Here is a 12,214-nt window from a genome sequence, read left to right as displayed (position 1 = left end):
AGGTCGGGCGGGTCAGTTCAGCGTCGGGTCGGGATCGCGGCCGGGTCGGGCGGCGGGGCGTCGGGCGCGCCGTCGCCCGGGCGGTCCGGGGGCGCGCTCTGCCGGGATTTGCGCAGCGCGTCAACCACGCTTGCCACCCGCGACCCCTTGGAGCCCTTGACGAACACCACGTCGCCCGGCCGGGTCAGCTCGTCCACGCGGGCGATCAGCCCGGCGGCATCCTCGGACCAGAGCCCGCGCCGGTCGTCGGGCAGCGCATCCATCAGCGCGCGCATCCGCGGGCCGCAGGCGTGGACCAGCGCAACCTCTTGCAATTGCGGGTAATCCGCGATGGCGGCATGCAGCGCCAGCTCGTCGGCGCCCATTTCAAGCATGTCACCGAGGATCGCCACCCGGCGGCCCGGCGGCATCCCCGCGAGGGTGGCAAGACCGGCGGCGAGGCTCGCCGGGTTGGCGTTATAGCTGTCATCGATCAGCGTGATTTCGCCGATCCGCTCGACCCCGCCGCGGCCCTTGTAGGGGCGCCAGTCGGCCAGCCCCTCGGCCGCGCGGCGCGGATCGGCGCCGAGCGCGGTGACGGCGGCAAGAACGCCGACTGCGTTCATCACGAAATGCGCGCCCGCGGTGGCGAGGGTGAAGTCGAGCGTCTCGCCCAGCACCCGCGCCCGCACCTGCGTCGCGCCGTCCGCGGCGGTGGCGCTGAGCGGCTTGGCCATGCCGTCGCGGCCGAAGCCCACGACGATGGCGCCCGCCCGGTCGGCGGCGTCGCGCAGGATCGGGGTCACGCCCAGGTGCTCGGGCAGGATCGCGTGACCCGCGGGCTCGAGCCCCTCGAAGATGGACGCCTTTTCGACGGCGATCCCGTCGAGGCTGCCGAACGCCTCCATATGCGCCGGGGCGACGGTGGTGATCATGGCGACATGCGGGCGGGCCATGCGGGCGAGGGGCGCGATCTCGCCGGGGTGGTTCATCCCCAGTTCGAGAATGGCGAAATCGGTGTCGGCCGGCATCCGCGCCAGCGTCAGCGGCACGCCCCAGTGGTTGTTGAGGCTCGCCTCGGCGGCGTGGACGCGGCCCTGCGGGGCGAGCGCCGCGGCGGCCATGTCCTTGGTCGAGGTCTTGCCGACCGAGCCGGTGATGGCGAGCACCCGTCCCTGCGTCCGCGCCCGCGCCGCCCGGCCCAGCGCCTCGAGCGCCGGCACGACGTCCGCCACGACCAGCAGCGGCGCGTCCGCGGCCACCCCTTCGGGGATGCGGCTGACGAGCGCGGCGGCCGCGCCCTTCTCGAGCGCCTGGGCCACGAAGTCATGCCCGTCGCGGGCGTCCTTCAGGGCCACGAACAGATCGCCCGGGCGGATCGTGCGGGTGTCGATCGAGAGACCCTCGGCGACCCAGTCGGTCGTCGCGCGGCCGCCGGTGGCGGCGGCGGCCTCGGCTGCGGTCCAGAGGCTCACAGCTTGCCATCCAGCGCCGCGACGGCGACCGAGGCCTGCTCGGCGTCGTCGAAGGGGAACACGTCGCTGCCGACGATCTGCCCGGTCTCGTGGCCCTTGCCGCAGATCAGCGCGGCGTCGCCGGGCTCGAGCCCGTCCACGGCGCGCAGGATCGCCTCGGCCCGGTCGCCGACCTCGGTCGCCTCGGGGCCCGCGCCGGCCATGACCTCGGCGCGGATCGCGGCCGGGTCCTCGGTCCGGGGGTTGTCGTCGGTGACGTAGACCACGTCCGCGAACTGCCGCGCGGCCTCGCCCATCAGCGGGCGCTTGCCGCGGTCGCGGTCGCCGCCGGCGCCGATCACCGCGACGATGCGGCCCATGACGTGCGGGCGCAGCGATTGCAGCGCCGCGATCACCGCGCCGGGCTTGTGGGCGTAGTCCACGAACACCGCCGCCCCGTTGTCGCGCTGCGCGGCGAGCTGCATCCGCCCCCGCACCGTGGTCAGCCCCGGCAGCGCCGCCAGCACCTGCGCCGGGTCCGCCCCGGTGGCGAGGCACAGGCCCGCCGCGCAGAGCACGTTCTCGGCCTGGAACCCGCCGATCAGCTCAAGCCGGACCATGTGGACCTGCCCCGCCAGCGAGAACCGCAGCTCCTGCCCGGTGGCGTCGTAGCGCTGGCCGAGGATGCGCAGGTCGCAGTCCTCGCCGCGGCCATAGGTGGTGACGCGCAGCCCGCGGGCGCGGGCGATGGCCTCGGCCTCGCGCCCGCGCGGCTCGTCGGTGCAGATCACCGCCGCCGCCCCGGGTTCGAGGATGTGGCTGAACAGCAGCGCCTTGGCGGCGAAATAGCTGTCGAAATCCTTGTGATAGTCGAGGTGGTCCTGGCTGAAGTTGGTGAACGCCCCCGCCGCGACCCGCACCCCGTCCAGCCGGCGCTGGTCGAGCCCGTGGGACGAGGCCTCCATCGCCGCATGGGTGACGCCGGCGGCCGCGGCCTCGGCCAGCACCCGGTGCAGCGTCACCGGCTCGGGCGTGGTGTGGGCGAGGCGGGCGGAATAGTCGCCCTCGACCCCCATCGTGCCAAGGCTGATCGCCTTGTGGCCCAGCGCCTGCCAGATCTGCCGGGTGAAGTTGGTGACCGAGGTCTTGCCCGAGGTGCCGGTGACGGCGACCACCGTCTCGGGCTGGGCGGCGAACCACAGCGCCGCCGCACCGGCCAGCGCGGCGCGGGCATCCTCGGCCACGACCAGTGCTGCGTCCGATCCCGCCAGCGCCTCGGCGGCCAGCGCCGCGCCCTCGCGATCGGTCAGGACCGCCGCCGCGCCCTGGCGCAGGGCGAAGGGGATGAACTCGCCCCCGTGGGTGGCCGATCCGGGCAGCGCGGCGAACAGGTGCCCGTCGCGGACCTGGCGCGAATCGACCGAAATCCCCGTGATCGCGGGGTCGCGCCCGTCCGCCGCTCGCAGCCCCAGCCCCGTCAGTTTCTTCTCGCTCTGCACCCGCAGCCCCTTGAGGTTATCTCGACGAGACCCTTACGGCATCGCTGGCGCGAGGTCCAATCTCGGGCAGCGCCGCGCCCTCGGGCTTCAGCCCCAGCATCGGCGTCAGCCGCTGGATCAGCGCCGCCGCGACCGGGGCGGCGGTGGCGCCGGCGGTGCGCAGCTCGCCCCCGCCCGCCGCCGAGACCGAGGGTTCGTCGAGCGAGACGACCAGCACGTACTCGGGCTTGTCGGTCGGATAGATCGCCGCGAAGGTCGAGACGACGCGGCTCTTGAAATACCCGCCGCCGGGCTTGGGCTTGTCGGCGGTGCCGGTCTTGCCGCCCACCGAATAGCCGGTGACCTCGGCGGCCTTGGCCGTCCCGCGGGTCACGACCCCGCGCAGCAGGTCGCGCGACGCCGCCGCCGCCTGCGGCGACAGCACCTGCTCACCTTGCACCGGCTGCTTGCGATGGACCAGCGTGGGCCGCACCCGGCGCCCGTCGTTGGCGAGCGTCGCATAGGCCGAGGCGAGGTGCAGCGGGCTCGCCGCGAGCCCGTGGCCAAAGGCGACCGTCGCCGCCGTCACCGCCGGCCAGCGCCGCGGCACCAGCGGCTTGCCGGTCGGCGCCTCGGTCATCTCGACCGGGGTCGGCTCGAAGAACCCGAGGTTCTTGAGGAACCGCTGCTGGCGCTCGGCCCCCAGCATCTGCGCCACCCGCACCGTCCCCACGTTCGAGGACTTGGCGATGATGTCGCGCACCGACAGCTGGCCGCCGTAGTTGTGGAAGTCGTGGATCAGGTATTTGCCGATCTTCATCGGCGAGTTGGCATTGATCATCGTGTTGGCGTTGACGAGCTTTTCGTCGATCGCCTGCGCCACCGGGAAGATCTTGAAGGTCGAGCCGAGTTCGTACTGCCCCTGCACCGCCCGGTTGAAGAGCGGGCTGTCCGAGGGATCGCCCTTGAGCAGCGGCCGCGGCCGGTCGTTGGGGTCGAAGTCGGGCAGGCTCGCCATGGCGATGATCTCGCCCGACTTCACCTCCATCAGGATGCCGGTCGCGCCCTTGGCGGACATGACCTTCATGCCGTTGGCCAGCACCTCCTCCATCGCCGCCTGCGCGGTCAGGTCGATCGAAAGCTGCAGCGGCGCGCCGCCGTTCGCGGGGTCGCGCAGCCAGCCGTCGAAGGCCTTTTCTACCCCCGCCATGCCCAGCACCTCGGCCGAACTCACGCCCTCGTTGCCGAATTGCGAGCCGCCGAGGATGTGGCTCGCGAGCCGCCCGTTGGGGTAAAGCCGCATCTCGCGCGGGCCGAAGACCAGCCCCGGCTCACCGATGTCGTGGACGGCCTGCATCTGCTCGGGGCTGATCTTCTTCTTGATCCAGACGAACTTGCGCTCACCCGTCAGGTCGGCCCTGAGCCGCTTGGCGTCGAGGTCGGGGAAGATCTTCGCCAGCTTCGCCGCCGCCGTCTCGGGGTCCACGAGGTCGCGCGGGTGGGCATAGAGCGCGTGGGTCGAAAGGTTCGTGGCCAGCACCCGGCCGCGGCGGTCCACGATGTCGGCGCGCTGCGACATGATCTGCGCGCCCGAGGTCTGGGCGCGCGGCTCGACCGGCTGGCTCGAGGCGAGGGTGCCCATCTTGACCCCCACGGTGCCGAAGGCGAGCACGAAGCCCAGCACCATCCAGCGCAGCCGCCCCTCGGCCCGGCGCCGCGCGCGGTCCTGGATCTCGGCGTGGCGACGGGCGCGCAGCTCGGCCTCGATCTCGTCTGGGTCCTGGCCCTTCTGGCGGGCCGAGAGGATGCGGGCGAGCGGGCGAAGGGGGGTGCGGATCATCGGCGTCACTCCTCGGTCTCGGCGGGGTCGGCGGCAGGGTCGGTGGCGGAAGGGTCGTCGGCGGTGGTCACGGCGGCGTCGGCCGGCGGCTCGGCCTCGTCCATCGGCTCGGGTTCGGGGGATTCGGGTTCGGCGGCCTCGGGCGCGGCGTCCGTGGTCGGCGCGGCTGCGGCCCCGTCCACCGCCGGGCGGCGCGGGCGGGGCGGCGGGGCGCCGCGGTTCTGCGAGGGCACCGGATCGAGCAGATCCTCGCCCGCCGCCGCGTCGGCTGCGCCCGCCGCCACGGCGTTCGGGTCGGGATAGTCCACGTTGCGGGCATTGCCGAACTGCGTCGCCTGCACCGGGCCGAGCCGCAGCCGGTCGAAGTTCATGTCCACCAGCGCCCGCAGCCGGTCGGGGCGGTTCAGATAGGCCCACTCGGCCCTGAGCACCCCCAGGTCGTCGCGCAGCCGGGCGATCTCGTTCTGGACCGCCTGCATCTCGTCGATCTGAGCCTGGGTGCGGTAATTCTCGCGGTAGGCCCAGAACGCCAGCCCCATCACCGCCAGCACCGTCATCAGATAGACCAGCGCCCGCATCAGCCCGCCCCCGGCAGGGTCGGCAGCCCCAGCGCGGCCGGATCGGCGCGGCCCGCGGGGGCGTCGGTGCGCACGGCCACGCGCAGGAAGGCCGAGCGGGCGCGGGGGTTCTCGGCCAGCTCGGCCTCGTCGGCGCCGATGGCGCGGCGGAACGGCAGGGTAAAGGCGGCGGCGCCGTGGACCACCTCGGGCGCGTAGCGGCTGCCACCGCCGGCGGCGTTGGCGCGGGACTGCATGAAGCGCTTGACGATCCGGTCCTCGAGCGAGTGGAAGCTGACCACCGCCAGCCGCCCGCCGGGGGCCAGGGCACGCTCGGCGGCCGCGAGGCCGGCGACGAGCTGGCCGAACTCGTCGTTCACCCAGATGCGGATCGCCTGGAAGCTGCGGGTAGCGGGGTGGCTCTGGCCGGGCTTGGGGCGCGGCAGGCAGGACTGTACCACCTCGGCCAGTTGCCCGGTGGTGGACAGCGGCCGCGCGGCAACGATGGCGCGGGCGATGCGGCGGGCGGCGCGCTCTTCCCCGTAATGATAGAGGACGTCGGCGATCAGCGCCTCGTCGGCGGTATTGAGCAGGTCGGCCGCGCTGTCGCCGTCCTGCGCCATCCGCATGTCGAGCGGCCCGTCGCGCAGGAACGAGAACCCGCGCTCGGGCTGGTCGAGCTGCATCGAGCTCACGCCGAGGTCCAGCACCACCCCGTCCACCGGCCCGCCGGCGAGGGCGTCGAGGTCCGAGAACGTCCCCTGCACCAGCCGCAGCCGGTCGCCATAGTCGCCAGCCCAGGCCCGCGCCATGTCGAACACCGCCGGATCGCGGTCGATACCGATCACCTGCGCCGCGCCCGCGTCAAGAAGGCCGCGCGCATAGCCGCCGGCGCCGAAGGTGCCGTCCACCCAGACGCCCGACACGGGCGCGACCGCGGCCAGCAACGGGCGCAGCAGCACCGGGACGTGCGGCCCCTCGGCCGGCCCCGCCATCAGACGGCCGCCTCGGCGCCCGGGGGCGGGGGCAGCAGCGACAGGGGATCGGCGCCGGGTTCGAGCGCGGGCATCGCCGCGGCGATGGCGGCGAGGTCGGCCTCGTGGGTCTCGGGCGTCGAGAGTTTCAGATAGTCGCCCTGGGCGAGGAAGAAGCAGCGGTCGTCGAGCCCGATCTTCTCGCGCAGCCGCTGCGGCAGGACGAGGCGGCCGTCGGCGTCGATCTCGGCCTCTTCCGAGAGGCCGTTCATCAGGGTCTCGAGAAAGCTGCGCTCGGCCGAGCCGCGGGCCATGCGGCTGATCGCGGCGTCGATCTCGTCGATCGCCTCGACGGTGTACAGCCGCAGGCTGGTCCAGTCGGTGAAGCCATAGACGACGATGAGCTGGGCGCGCTTGCGGGCCTCGAAATCGGGGTCGGCGGATTCGAAGACGCGGCGAAACCGGGCGGGGATCGAGATGCGCCCCTTGGCGTCGACCTTGACCTCCTCCGAGCCTCTGAACCTGCGTGCCACGGCCCGCGTCCTTCCACTGTCCCTGCCCCAGATTGAGAAAGGGCGGATCGGGCCGCTGCCACTGCCCGATCCGCCGCCCTCGTCCCATCTCTGGGCCCCGAAGTTTCGGGGATCGCCCGGCTTTTTCGCGCCACCTGGGGGAGGTGCTGCTCGCGCGCGGCCAGGTCGGTTCACGGATGGCGGGGTGCCTGTATGAAGCCTGCCTTGGCTGGGGTCTTGCTGCCCCTTGTCAGCCCGTCGTCCGTAGGCAGAGGGATGGCATGGGAAAGCATGGGAAGCAACGGTTTTGTTCGCCCCCGTCGCGGGCGATCACGCGCGCGTCAGCCGGAACGGGCCGGGAACATCGGGGTGGTCGGGGGTTGGATGCGACAGATATTGAAGCCGCAAGGGCAGCATTCAACTAGATGTTGTGGCGGTTTTGGTGTGGCAGAATAGTGGCAGGTTTTCCCAGACCGACAGAAATCGGCCCGCCCGCGGCGCCCTGCCCGCCAACTCGCGACCAAGGCCACGCGCGGATCACGGCCCCTCACGCGGCCGCGATTCGCTGTCCGGGCGGCGCGGTGGCCGCGCCGTCCCAGGCTTTCCCAGCGGTCTTTCCCGTGTTTTCCCGGCCTCAGGCCATCCCGCCCTGCACCAGCCGATCGGCCAGCCGCGCATAGGCGTCGGCCACCGGCCCGGCCGCCAGCGCCGCGGGCTGGCCCGAATCGCCGCCCAGCCGCACCGACAGGTCGAGTGGGATCTCGCCAAGGAACGGCAGCCCGCGGGCCTGCGCCTCGGCCGCGACGCCGCCGTGGCCGAACAGATGCGCCTCATGCCCGCAGTTGGGGCAGACATAGGCGCTCATGTTCTCGACGAGCCCCAGCACCGGGGTCTTGAGCTTGGCGAACATGTCGATGGCCCGCCGGGCGTCGATCAGCGCCACGTCCTGCGGAGTCGAGACGATGATCGCGCCCGTCACCGGCGCCTTCTGGCACAGGCTCAGCTGCACGTCGCCCGTCCCCGGCGGCAGGTCCACCAGCAGCACGTCGAGATCGCCCCACTCGACCTGGTTCAGCATCTGCTGCAGCGCGCCCATCAGCATCGGGCCGCGCCAGACGACCGCCTCGCCGTCCTTCATCATCAGCCCCAGCGACATCATGGTGACGCCGTGGGCGCGGACGGGAATGATCCGGTCCCCCTCGCTGCGCGGCCGTTCCGAGACACCGAGCATCCGCGGCTGGCTGGGTCCGTAGATGTCGGCGTCGAGCACGCCGACCCGCCGCCCGGCGCGGGCCAGCGCCACGGCGAGGTTGGTGGTCAGCGTGGACTTGCCGACCCCGCCCTTGCCCGAGCCGATGGCGACGATCCGGGCGACGCCGGGGATCGCCTGCGGCCCGGCCTGCGGGGTCGGGTGGCGGCCGATGGTCAGGCTGGGCGGGGCGCCTGCCCCCGCTGCCCCCGCCGGACCCGAGCGCGCCGCGACCTGCGGCCGCGCCCCGGCCGGGGCAGTGGTGACGATGCTCACCCGCGGCACCCCGAGCGCGGTCAGCCGTCGCTCGGCCTCGGCGCGGGCGGGGTCGAGGGCGCGGGCGAACTCGGCGTCGGGCGCCTCGATCACGAAGCGGACCTCGTCGTCCGAGATCGTCAGCGCCCGGATCATGTCGGCCTCGGCCAGGGTCCGGCCGCCGGGAATCGGCACCTGCGCCAGTTCCCGCATCACCTCGTCGCGCGTCGCCATGTCCGGTTTCCTCTGTCGCTTGTCAGACCCGATATAGGCGGGCACCGATTCGACGACCAGTGCCGAGCGCCGAGGCGGCTTGAGAGCGGGCGCCACCCCCGCCCGATGCCGCTGCGCAGCATTTGATGCCCCGCGCGGCCCCGGACGTTGCGTCAAACACATGATATTTGGATGACAAATCCAGTTTGTTAACCTTTAGGCGCGGTTTTTGGGCCAAATATGAGCGTTTATTCGCCGGCTCCGTTCGCAGCCATGCACTAACCGCATACCTGTTAGCACCAAATGGCCATTGTGCGTTCGCAGCATACGGGCCAGATTGTCTGCAAGGAACACGAGCCGACCTCCTCCCCGGCAGATGTTCCGAATGCAGCCGGACCCCTCCTCCTCCCTGGGTTCGCGTTGTCGGCGGCGACCCCTCTCCTCCTCCCCGGGGTCGCCGCTTCCCTTCCCGCCGGGTCAGCGCGGGAACGAGATACGACGGCCCTTCCTCCTCCCCGGGCCGGACGTGGCGATGGCGACCGACCTCCTCCCCGGTTCCATCGCACCGGATACGCGGCCCTCCTCCTCCCCGGGCCAGCGTTGTGCGGCGGCGCCCCTCCTCCTCCCTGGGCGCCGCCGCTTTTCATTTCCGACCCTTTCCTTCGACGGCCGTGCGGATTACCCCCGATCCCATGTTGTCCTATCAGCACGCCTATCACGCCGGAAACCTGGCCGACGTGCACAAGCACGCGCTGCTGGCCGTGGCGCTGGCGCGGATGGTCGAGAAGCCGAAACCGCTGAGCTACCTCGAGACCCACGCCGGCCGCGGCCTCTATGACCTCGGCGCCCCCGAGGCGCGGCGCACGGGCGAGGCTGCGGCCGGGATCACCCGCGCGCTGGCCCAGGGCTGGTTGCCCGAGGGCCACCCGCTGCGCACGGCGCTCGAAGCGGTCCGGGCGGCGCACGGGCCGGACGCCTATCCCGGCTCGCCGCTGGTGGCCGGGGCGCTGCTGCGGCCGGGCGACCGCGCGCATTTGGCCGAGCTGCACCCGGCCGAGTTCGCGGCGCTTCAGGCGGTGGCGGGGTTCGCCGACCTGCGCCACGAGGACGGGTTCGCCATGGCCAACGCGCTGCTGCCGCCGACCCCGCGGCGGGGGCTGCTGCTCATCGACCCGAGCTATGAGGTCAAGGCCGACTATGACCGGCTGCCGGGCTGGATCGGGCGCATGGCGGGCAAGTGGAACGTCGGCGTGATCGCGCTCTGGTATCCGATCCTGAGCGACGCCCGCCACCGGCCGATGGCCCAGGCGCTGGCCGCCGCCCACCCGGAGGCGCTGCGCTCCGAGGTGCGGTTTCCGCCGGCGCGGCCGGGGCACGGGATGGTCGGGTCCGGGATGGTGGTGCTGAACCCGCCGTTCGGGCTCGAGGTCGAGGCGGCGCGGCTCGCGGCGATTTACGCCGGGCTGTAGCGCAGCCGCCCGGCCTCGCGCGACACGCCGCTGTCGGCCGGGTGCGCCTCGCCGTCCATCACCGGCAGGTCGAGGAAATCGAAGGGCGACACCCCGTCGAGGCAGGCCGCGTTCACCGCCAACTGACCGGGGACCGAGCGGCGCGCGTGGTGGGTCGGGATGCCGCAGATCCCGCAGAACCAGTGCTGCGCAGTGCCGGTGTTGAAGCGGTAGTCGCGCAGGCTCTCGCCCGAGATGAGCGTGAAGCCGCCGTCGGCGACGGTGACCGCGACCGTCCCCTTCATCCGGCAGAAGGAGCAGGTACAGCGCCGCGCCGTCCGAAGCCCGTCGGCGAGCCGCACCCGGAACCGCACCGCGCCGCAGTGGCATCCGCCCTCGGCCTCGGCCATCGCCGGGTCGGGGCCGCCGTCGCGCAGCGTGACGCTCATCCTGCGGCGCTCAGCGTTCGATCACGACCACGCGGGCGATCACCTCGCGCAGGCGGGCCCGGGTCTCGGGTGGCTCTTCGGCGAGCGCCCCCAGCACCGCGCGCATGTCGCCGCGCATCCCGTTCAGCTGGTCGATCAGCGACAGCACCAGCCGCAGCGCCTCGTCATGCAGCTCGAACGCCTCGTCGAGGTCGAGCGCCAGCCGCAGCCGCGCCGCGTCGATGTCGGCAAAGCGCGGCTCGGCGTCGGCCTTGAGCGGGCGCACCACGCCGGCCTCGGTCAGCGCCGCGAGGCGGTCGGCGGAGAGTTCGGGAATCAGCGCGAGCAGTTCCTCGCGCGACATCGAGCGGCTCATCGTCCCCTCCCCTTGTCGGCGCGCGGGTCGTAGGGATGGGCCTCGTGCCAGCGCCGGATGAAGCTCTCGAGCTCGTCGTCGATCACCGGCGGCAGCATGATCCGCAGCTCGACATACTGGTCGCCGCGCTTGCCGCCCTCGCCCTTCAACCCGCGGCCGCGCAGCCTGAGCTTGCGCCCGGACGAGGCGCCCGCGGGCACCGTCAGCTTCACCGGCCCGTCGAGCGTCTCTGCCTCGACCTTGGCGCCCAGCACCGCCTCGTCGAGCGAGATCGGCAGGATGGTGATCACGTCGTCGCCGTCGCGCCGCCAGTCCGGGTGGTCGGCCACCGTGACCTGCAGCAGCGCGTCGCCGGCGGCGCCGCCGCCCATCCCTGCGCCGCCCTTGCCGCGCAGCCGGATGGTCTGGCCGTCGCGCGTCCCGGCCGGGATCGCCACGTCCAGCATGTTGCCGTCGGGCAGCGTGATCCGCGTCGTGCCGCCGCGCGCGGCGGTCAGGAAATCGACTTCGAGCGTATAGCGGTGGTCCTGCCCGCGCATGTCGAAGCTGCGCGCGCCCCCGCCGCCCCGGCGCCCGGCCCGCGCGCCACCGACGCCATCGCCGAAGAGGTCGGCGAACACGTCCGAGAAATCGCCGTAATGCGCCTGCTCGCGATACGGGTTGCCCTGCGCCTCGGCGAAGTCGCGGTAGTAGCGGCGCTGCGGCCGCTCCTGACCCTGCGCGTCGATCTCGCCCCGGTCGAAGCGGGCGCGCTGCTCGGGGTCCTTGAGCAGGTCATAGGCGGCCGAGGCGGCCTTGAAGCGCTCCTGCGCCGCCGGGTCGTCGTTCAGGTCCGGGTGGTCGGACTTGGCGATCTTGCGATAGGCCTTCTTCAGCTCGGCCTCGGTCGCCGTCCGCGAAACGCCCAGCGCGGCATAGGGGTCGTCGGCCATCCGTTGTCCTCTTTCCCGTCATGGCCCGAACGCAGCCGGGCCCCTGTCGTTTCCCTGCCCCGTGACGCGCCGCAAGGCAAGCGCGGGGTGCAGCGCGGCGTCGCGCCGGGGCGCTTGACTGATGTCATGGCAGCGACGGGTGCGGGGCGTATCACCCGGGCCATGTTCCGGGCCATCCTGACATTTCTTGCCGTCTGCGCGCTGAGCCTCGCCCCCGTGGCGACGCTCGCCCAGCCGATGCGCGGCGAGGGCGTCGCGGTCGTGCTGTGCGCCGAGGCTGGCGCGGTCACGGTGGTGATCGGGCCGGACGGACAGCCCGAGCCCGCCCGCGCCCCCGCCTGCCGGCATTGCCCCGACTGCCTGCCGCAGCCGCAACCGGTGGCGGGTCACTTCCCCCCGCCCGCGCCCGAACGCGGCGCGGAGTTCGTCCGGCTTGGCCGGTCCCTGACGCGCGCCCAGCCCGTGCCGGGCCGCGAAGCACAACCCTTCCCCGCGCGAGGCCCCCCGAGGGTGATCTGA

General features: G+C 72.9%; 12 protein-coding genes. 2 read left to right on the top strand and 10 right to left on the bottom strand.

Features of this window, described 5'->3' with window-relative positions; genetic code table 11:
• Positions 1–17: 17 nt before the first annotated feature.
• From HGN31_RS11575 to HGN31_RS11545, 7 genes are all read right to left on the bottom strand, one after another.
• Complete coding sequence (locus HGN31_RS11575; protein ID WP_168783281.1) at positions 18–1,454, bottom strand: UDP-N-acetylmuramoyl-tripeptide--D-alanyl-D-alanine ligase; 1,437 nt, start codon at positions 1,452–1,454, stop codon at positions 18–20.
• Positions 1,451–2,938 carry a UDP-N-acetylmuramoyl-L-alanyl-D-glutamate--2,6-diaminopimelate ligase gene (locus tag HGN31_RS11570; protein ID WP_425325340.1) on the bottom strand — a complete coding sequence of 496 codons (1,488 nt, stop codon included), beginning with the start codon at positions 2,936–2,938 and terminating at the stop codon, positions 1,451–1,453. Before HGN31_RS11570 ends, HGN31_RS11575 begins: the two co-directional genes overlap by 4 nt.
• A 10-nt stretch (positions 2,939–2,948) precedes the next feature.
• Positions 2,949–4,751, bottom strand: a complete 1,803-nt coding sequence (locus tag HGN31_RS11565; protein ID WP_036730722.1) for a peptidoglycan D,D-transpeptidase FtsI family protein — start codon at positions 4,749–4,751, stop codon at positions 2,949–2,951.
• A gap of 5 nt (positions 4,752–4,756) precedes the next feature.
• Positions 4,757–5,329, bottom strand: a complete 573-nt coding sequence (gene ftsL / locus HGN31_RS16800) for a cell division protein FtsL (protein WP_425325319.1) — start codon at positions 5,327–5,329, stop codon at positions 4,757–4,759.
• Positions 5,329–6,303 (bottom strand): 16S rRNA (cytosine(1402)-N(4))-methyltransferase RsmH, encoded by a 975-nt coding sequence (gene rsmH / locus HGN31_RS11555; RefSeq protein WP_168783279.1) that lies wholly within the window; start codon positions 6,301–6,303, stop codon positions 5,329–5,331. Before rsmH ends, ftsL begins: the two co-directional genes overlap by 1 nt.
• Positions 6,303–6,815 (bottom strand): division/cell wall cluster transcriptional repressor MraZ, encoded by a 513-nt coding sequence (mraZ, locus tag HGN31_RS11550; RefSeq protein WP_036701858.1) that lies wholly within the window; start codon positions 6,813–6,815, stop codon positions 6,303–6,305. Before mraZ ends, rsmH begins: the two co-directional genes overlap by 1 nt.
• A gap of 613 nt (positions 6,816–7,428) precedes the next feature.
• A complete protein-coding gene (locus HGN31_RS11545) occupies positions 7,429–8,532 on the bottom strand; it encodes an Mrp/NBP35 family ATP-binding protein (RefSeq protein ID WP_168783278.1) in 1,104 nt (367 codons plus the stop codon).
• A gap of 671 nt (positions 8,533–9,203) precedes the next feature.
• Between HGN31_RS11545 and HGN31_RS11540 the strand changes: the two genes are divergently transcribed.
• Positions 9,204–9,980, top strand: a complete 777-nt coding sequence (locus HGN31_RS11540; protein WP_168783277.1) for a 23S rRNA (adenine(2030)-N(6))-methyltransferase RlmJ — start codon at positions 9,204–9,206, stop codon at positions 9,978–9,980.
• Here HGN31_RS11540 and HGN31_RS11535 read toward each other — a convergent pair.
• From HGN31_RS11535 to HGN31_RS11525, 3 genes are read right to left on the bottom strand one after another with little or no spacing between them, the layout of a single operon-like run.
• Positions 9,965–10,408 (bottom strand): GFA family protein, encoded by a 444-nt coding sequence (locus HGN31_RS11535; RefSeq protein WP_244960996.1) that lies wholly within the window; start codon positions 10,406–10,408, stop codon positions 9,965–9,967. The genes HGN31_RS11540 and HGN31_RS11535 overlap by 16 nt on opposite strands.
• Positions 10,409–10,418: 10 nt before the next feature.
• The gene (locus HGN31_RS11530; protein WP_052171758.1) at positions 10,419–10,763 is read right to left on the bottom strand and encodes a hypothetical protein; all 345 of its coding nucleotides are present in this window, start codon (positions 10,761–10,763) and stop codon (positions 10,419–10,421) included.
• The gene (locus HGN31_RS11525; protein ID WP_036701851.1) at positions 10,760–11,695 is read right to left on the bottom strand and encodes a DnaJ C-terminal domain-containing protein; all 936 of its coding nucleotides are present in this window, start codon (positions 11,693–11,695) and stop codon (positions 10,760–10,762) included. Before HGN31_RS11525 ends, HGN31_RS11530 begins: the two co-directional genes overlap by 4 nt.
• Positions 11,696–11,857: 162 nt before the next feature.
• Here HGN31_RS11525 and HGN31_RS11520 point away from each other — a divergent pair, with 162 nt between their 5' ends.
• Positions 11,858–12,214, top strand: a complete 357-nt coding sequence (locus HGN31_RS11520; protein ID WP_168783276.1) for a hypothetical protein — start codon at positions 11,858–11,860, stop codon at positions 12,212–12,214.

The sequence above is a fragment of the Paracoccus sanguinis genome (genome assembly GCF_012689545.1).
GTDB classification, from domain to species: domain Bacteria; phylum Pseudomonadota; class Alphaproteobacteria; order Rhodobacterales; family Rhodobacteraceae; genus Paracoccus; species Paracoccus panacisoli.
Note: the sequence above shows the minus strand (reverse complement) of the source record. Positions and strands in the feature narration are given on the sequence as shown.

What these genes read in the sequence shown, in the direction of transcription:
- HGN31_RS11525 (WP_036701851.1), bottom strand. Translation starts at nt 11,695, where the DNA reads ATGGCCGACGACCCCTATGCCGCGCTGGGCGTTTCGCGGACGGCGACC.
- ftsL (WP_425325319.1), bottom strand. Translation starts at nt 5,329, where the DNA reads ATGCGGGCGCTGGTCTATCTGATGACGGTGCTGGCGGTGATGGGGCTG.
- HGN31_RS11530 (WP_052171758.1), bottom strand. Translation starts at nt 10,763, where the DNA reads ATGAGCCGCTCGATGTCGCGCGAGGAACTGCTCGCGCTGATTCCCGAA.
- HGN31_RS11535 (WP_244960996.1), bottom strand. Translation starts at nt 10,408, where the DNA reads ATGAGCGTCACGCTGCGCGACGGCGGCCCCGACCCGGCGATGGCCGAG.
- HGN31_RS11545 (WP_168783278.1), bottom strand. Translation starts at nt 8,532, where the DNA reads ATGGCGACGCGCGACGAGGTGATGCGGGAACTGGCGCAGGTGCCGATT.
- HGN31_RS11540 (WP_168783277.1), top strand. Translation starts at nt 9,204, where the DNA reads ATGTTGTCCTATCAGCACGCCTATCACGCCGGAAACCTGGCCGACGTG.
- HGN31_RS11520 (WP_168783276.1), top strand. Translation starts at nt 11,858, where the DNA reads ATGTTCCGGGCCATCCTGACATTTCTTGCCGTCTGCGCGCTGAGCCTC.
- rsmH (WP_168783279.1), bottom strand. Translation starts at nt 6,303, where the DNA reads ATGGCGGGGCCGGCCGAGGGGCCGCACGTCCCGGTGCTGCTGCGCCCG.
- HGN31_RS11565 (WP_036730722.1), bottom strand. Translation starts at nt 4,751, where the DNA reads ATGATCCGCACCCCCCTTCGCCCGCTCGCCCGCATCCTCTCGGCCCGC.